Origin of the sequence: Empedobacter sp. GD03861 (assembly GCF_029840885.1) — a bacterium.
Lineage (GTDB): Bacteria > Bacteroidota > Bacteroidia > Flavobacteriales > Weeksellaceae > Empedobacter > Empedobacter falsenii_B.
On sequence record NZ_JAOCDJ010000065.1, the window covers coordinates 1 to 5,953 of the forward strand.

Consider the following 5,953-nt stretch of genomic DNA (forward strand, 5'->3'; position numbering starts at 1 on the left):
TTATAAAATTATTTTAAACTATTTATATAACACTGATATATTACTATATAATAAATCTATAGAACTTTTTTCTAAAAAAAATAATTTTGACTCATATAAATATTTTATTGAAAAACTTCTACAAGATGAAAAGAATTTTAAATTTTATACTTATTAAATTTACGTAGTGTATTTTATTTCTCAACACGATGAAATGGATTGCGGTCCAGCTTGTTTATGCATGGTTTCAAGTTACTATGGCAAAAAATATTCACTTCAATATATAAGAGAAAATTCTTTTATAACTCGTGAAGGGGTTTCATTATTAGGAATTACAGAAGCTTCTCAAAAAATTGGTTTTGATAATCTATCTGCAAAACTAACTATTGATGCTCTAAAGAAAAAAAAAGAATCTTTTCCTTGCATTCTTCATTGGAATCAAAACCATTTTGTGGTATTACGAAAAATTACTAAAAGTTTTTTTTCAGATAAATATATATATCATTTGTCAGACCCTGCCCATGGATTAATAAAAATTGATGAAATAAAATTCAAAAAGTATTGGATTTCAGATAGTAACAAAGGGATAGCATTATTTTTAGAACCCACAAAAGAATTTTATAAAGCAGTTCCTCCTATCGAAGATAAAGTAAATTTTAAATTATTATTTAGGTACCTTAAACATTTTAAAAAGCAGTTATTTTTAATGTTTTTCATGCTAATGTTAGGAAGTGGTATTACACTAATTTTTCCTTTTCTAACTCAAAATCTTATAGATAAAGGAGTTAATGAGAAAAATATTAACTTCATTATTGTTATATTGTTAGCACAATTGAGTTTATTTTTAGGTTCTACAACTATTGAAGTAATAAGAAATTGGCTCATGTTATATATGGGTACAAAATTGAGTATCAATATTATTTCAGATTTTCTTAAAAAATTGATACAGCTGCCCATTAATTTTTTTGATACTAAGTTGATGGGAGACTTTAACCAAAGGATTCAGGATAATGAAAGAATTGAGCTATTTTTAACATCTCAAAGTTTAGTAACTTTTTTTTCAATAATAACTTTTGCAGTTTTCTTTGGAGTATTATGGCATTATGACTTTAAAATTTTATTAATTTATATCTCTTTGACAATTATTTCTATTCTATGGTCTTTTTATTGGCTAAGAAAACGAAAAATATTGGATTATTTTAGATTTCAGGAAAAAAGCAAAAATCAAGGATCCATATATGAAATTATTAATGGAATCACAGAGATAAAATTAAATCAATTTGAGGACTTTAAGCTCAAAGAATGGAAAAAAATACAAAATAATCTCTTTAATGTAAATATAAAGATTTTGAAACTTGACCAAATACAAATATTAGGATTTGATTTTGTTAATCAATTAAAGAATATTATTGTAACATTTTTGGCAGCCACTTTTGTTGTGCATGGAAAAATGACTTTGGGAGAATTGTTAAGTGTCTCCTATATAATAGGACAAATGAACTCTCCTGTTAATCAGTTAGTTGGTTTTTTTAGATCACTTCAAGATGCTAAATTGAGTTTAGAAAGACTAAATGAAGTTCAAAACCATCCTACAGAAGAAGAATCAGAGCAAGTACAATTAAATCTTAATTCTTATCAAAACAATGGAATTAAATTAAATAATATAAGTTTTCAATATGAAGGTTCAAAATCACCCTATGTTTTAAAAAAAATTAATTTATTCATTCCTGAAGGGAAAGTTACAGCTATTGTAGGAGCAAGTGGAAGTGGCAAAACCACTCTAATGAAATTATTATTAAAATTCTATAAACCAACAGAAGGAAATATATTTTACAATGACATTGATATTAATAAACTTTCAGCAAAAAATATCAGAGAAAACTGTGGTGTTGTTATGCAAGATGGATTTATTTTTTCAGATACTATAGAAAGAAATATAGCTACAAGAGATGAAAATATTAATAAAGAAAATCTCAACAAAGCATTACATACTGCGAATATAAAAGATTTTATTAACTCTTTACCTTTAAAATATAATTCAAAAATAGGAGCATCAGGTAATGGTATTTCAGGAGGTCAAAAACAAAGAATATTAATTGCAAGGGCAGTTTATAAAAACCCTCATTATGTTTTTTTTGATGAAGCTACAAGTGCCTTAGATGCAGATAATGAAAAAATAATTCATGACAATTTACAAGATTTTTTTAAAAGCAAGACAGTAGTAATAATCGCTCATCGCTTATCTACAGTTAAAAATGCAGACCAAATTATTGTGCTCAAAAATGGAGAAATTGTTGAAATAGGTAATCATCAGGAATTGATAAATAATAAAGCTGACTATTTCCATTTAGTTAAAAATCAATTAGAATTGGGTAATTAATAATGAACAGATATTATTTTAATTTTCAAATGTATACGTATTGTATACATTTGAAAATTAAAAACTTCATAAAACACTAAATATAAATGTATTAAAACACCTCGGTAGTATATCAGAAGTGTTGTTATACTACAAAACACTTATTACAGTCATTTAACAATAAAATAATCAACCTCGATAATAGATAGTATTCTATTATCGGGTATTTTTATGTCCTTAAAATACCTAAAATCAATTCATCTGATAACCTTGTGTATCAAAGTGTTGGTATAAACTTTTTGCATAAATTACACCTTACAATATATGACAAAATCAATCTTTACTACTGAAAATTAAACAAAAATAGTTCCTGTAAATCTTCAGCAAAAAGTGGACATCTAAGACCTAAAAAATAAGTTATAGTTTTTAATAAAAAACGTTAACTTTAATTATGGCAATTTCAAAAAAGAAAACCCCAGAGAAATTTGTAAAAGATATCCGTAATAATACACGTCGGATTTTTACAGCCTAGCAAAAGATATTAATCGTTATGGAAGCTTTATGAGTAGAGACTTCTATTGCCGAATTGTGTCGAAAATACTCGATTTCCCAATCACAATTTTATAAATGGAACAAAAAGTTCTTAGAAGCTGGTAAAAAACGTCTTTCAGGAGACATTTCCAGAGAAGCAACCAGTGATGATGTACTCGAATTGCGTAAAGAAAATCAGCGTCTCAAAGAAATTGTAGCTGATTTGGTTGTTCGCTATGATATCGTAAAAAAAACCTTGAATTCGTTGGATTAAATGATAAATTTAAGAAATATATGCGATTGTCAGCAAGCCAAAATACGAGATTATCGAAGTCGTTACACGATCAGAAATCGGTATTAAGCGCACATTAGAAGAATTTGGAATAGCTCGTAGTACATTTTATAAATGGTATGCTAAATATCTTGAAAATGGTTTTGAAGGCTTAGAATCTAAACGAAAATATACTCATCGAAAATGGAACAGTATTTCCGAATCTCAAAAAGATGTTATCGTAGAATTAGCGTTAGAATATCCAGAATTATCAGCAAGAGAATTAGCTTTAAAAATGACTGATGAATTAGGAATTTACATCTCAGAATCGAGTGTTTATCGGATATTAAAGCAAAGAGATTTAATTCCCGCTACCAACCATATTTTGATTTCAGCAGCAAATGAATTCAACGACAAAACCAATTTTGTGCATGAAATGTGGCAAACAGATTTTACATATTTCAAGATTATTGGTTGGGGTTGGTACTATTTGAGCACGATTTTGGACGATTACAGTCGCTATATTATTCATTGGGAGTTGTGCAGCTCGATGAAGGCTGAAGATGTAAAAAGAACCGTAAAAAAGGCAATTGAAAAGGCTCAAATTAAAACCAAACAGAGACCAAAATTATTGTCAGACAATGGACCTTGTTATGTTTCAAATGAATTAAAAGATTATTTGAAAAATACTCAAAAAATGAAACATATACGAGGAAAACCGCTTCATCCTCAAACGCAAGGAAAAATTGAACGTTATCATAGAACAATGAAAAATGTGGTAAAACTGGATCATTATTATCATCCTGAGGAACTAATTTTTGCCCTCGAACATTTTGTCGAAAATTACAACAATCGTAGATATCATGAGGCTTTGAATAATCTAACTCCTGCCGATATGTATTTCGGAAGAGCAGATAAAATATTGGAAAAAAGAGCAATTATTAAACAAAAAACAATCGCTAAAAGAAGGCAATTGTATTTTCAACAAAAAATTATAAATTTATAAAAAAAACACTCTCTTAATTTTTTAACTGAAATGTCTCATTTGTTTTGAAAACGTACAGTTTGAAGGTAAATTGCAGAAGCAGAAGCATAGTCTTTCGCTGATTGAAAAATATTACTTTTTTGACCATTATATAAAGAAATCATTTCCATGTCATCTAAAGAAAATTTTCCTAAATCGACAATTCCATTCTGCGCATTTCCCAATTGAATTCCATCATAAAAAACTGCAACATGTTGAGATCCCATCCCACGAACATCAATAGTTTTTAAACCTCCAACTCCTCCGTAATCTTTGATTTGTACACCTGCAAAAAAACGAACAGCATCTGCCACAGAATGGCTATTTAAAGCCTCTAGTTCCGCTCCTTTCAATTCCTGAACAGGAACAACGGCTTTTATATTATTTTTTAAAATATTAACTTGCTGAAGCTCTAAAATACTATCATGAATAATTTGCGCAGAGGCTATGCGACATGAAAGCAAAATCAAGCTGCAACAAATAATTATAGTTTTCAGATTTCTCATTTAGCAATAATCAATTGTTGCTAACGAGAGTGTATGAAGAAGTATTGAAAGGACGAACCTATCCAAAATTTGAACTTCACGCTTTAGTCCCCGAAAGCATTCAACATTTATCATTTTGGTAGGTCTTCTGACTTACTCCTTTTTTAGAAATCCTTCCCATTAAAAACAGTGGATATAATGTATCTAAAAAATATGGAGCTTACAGCAGCGGGTCTGTTCAGGATTTTCACCTGATTCCCTGTTACCGAACGGTTAAATTCGCACCAAATGTTAATCAAAAGTAAAATTATTATTTTGAATAAACAATTAAATCTTTATCAATAATAGCTAAACAAAAAAAGCTAACTCATTCGTTAGCTTCTTCTTTTACTTTATTTATTTCGATCACTTCTCCAGTTTCATCAACCTGAACCGCAATCTTTTCATAATTCCATTTATCAAATTCTTTTTCTCCAACAATAATTGCAGTCCCAGAGCCTTTTGTTCCTTTTATAGGTACAGAGATGTTAGCTTCACCAGTATCATTTGTAATAGAAATATTTCCAGTAAAAACTCCGTTCGTTTTAACATCCGCACCCAATTTCTGCTGAACTTCAGGATTTTGATTAATAATATTAATTGCATGTTTCGTTACATCGCTATCCGAAGTTATCTTACTAAAATCCCAAAAAGCACCACCAATTAACAATCCAAAAAATAAAATCACAAACGACAAACAGCCAACTGGCACAACCCATTTCCAGTTACGTTTAAACCAACTTTCCTTTGGTAACAATTGATTATCATACTGATTTTCTTCCATAATATATAGGTTTTGAGTAAAGATAATAAATTTGGGCGTTCCCTCGCTCTTTGCCTTCCTTTATATCATTCATAGAATAACCAAAATAATACAAACACAGCTAATGTAAATCACTCGGTCGGGGTATCCGTTGCAATCTTTTGTATAAGAAGATTAGAAGTGATTACAGAAAAACCAATTCCTCCAAAAGGATTTCCACTACTATCCCTAACGCGGGTTTTTAAGTTCTGAGTTTTGAGTAATAAGTTATAAGACATAAGATTTAAGACTGCCAATAAAAATCTAAACAAACTAGGAGTGTTATCGAGTTCTGAGTTAATTTTAAAAAGGAAGCTTCCTTTTTATCAAGAAGAAACTACTCGTTAACTAATTAGAAGTCTCTTGTTTTATAGAACATAGTCTGGAGTCTGGAGAAGCGTAAAGCTTAAAACGTTCAGCCTAAAGCGCGACGTATAACCACAAAAAAAGCCTCAAGTGAATA

The 5,953-nt window shown here is 29.2% G+C and carries 2 protein-coding genes, 2 pseudogenes and 1 riboswitch; of the genes and pseudogenes, 2 read left to right on the forward strand and 2 right to left on the reverse strand.

From position 1 onward, the window contains the following. The first annotated feature begins 157 nt into the window (after nucleotides 1–157). Together N5D03_RS14460 and N5D03_RS14465 are read left to right on the forward strand one after the other, a co-directional pair. The gene (locus tag N5D03_RS14460) at nucleotides 158–2,359 is read left to right on the forward strand and encodes a peptidase domain-containing ABC transporter (RefSeq protein ID WP_280052064.1); all 2,202 of its coding nucleotides are present in this window, start codon (nucleotides 158–160) and stop codon (nucleotides 2,357–2,359) included. Nucleotides 2,360–2,789: 430 nt separating this feature from the next. Then, nucleotides 2,790–4,146: pseudogene (locus N5D03_RS14465) on the forward strand (IS3 family transposase). A gap of 41 nt (nucleotides 4,147–4,187) precedes the next feature. Here N5D03_RS14465 and N5D03_RS14470 read toward each other — a convergent pair. After that, nucleotides 4,188–4,670, reverse strand: a pseudogene (locus N5D03_RS14470) (Plug domain-containing protein); the annotation flags it as partial. A 99-nt stretch (nucleotides 4,671–4,769) separates the two neighbouring features. Further along, nucleotides 4,770–4,953, reverse strand: a riboswitch (cobalamin riboswitch). A 63-nt stretch (nucleotides 4,954–5,016) separates the two neighbouring features. After that, nucleotides 5,017–5,472 carry a cytochrome c oxidase assembly factor Coa1 family protein gene (locus tag N5D03_RS14475; RefSeq protein WP_280038188.1) on the reverse strand — a complete coding sequence of 152 codons (456 nt, stop codon included), beginning with the start codon at nucleotides 5,470–5,472 and terminating at the stop codon, nucleotides 5,017–5,019. Nucleotides 5,473–5,953 lie beyond the last annotated feature (481 nt).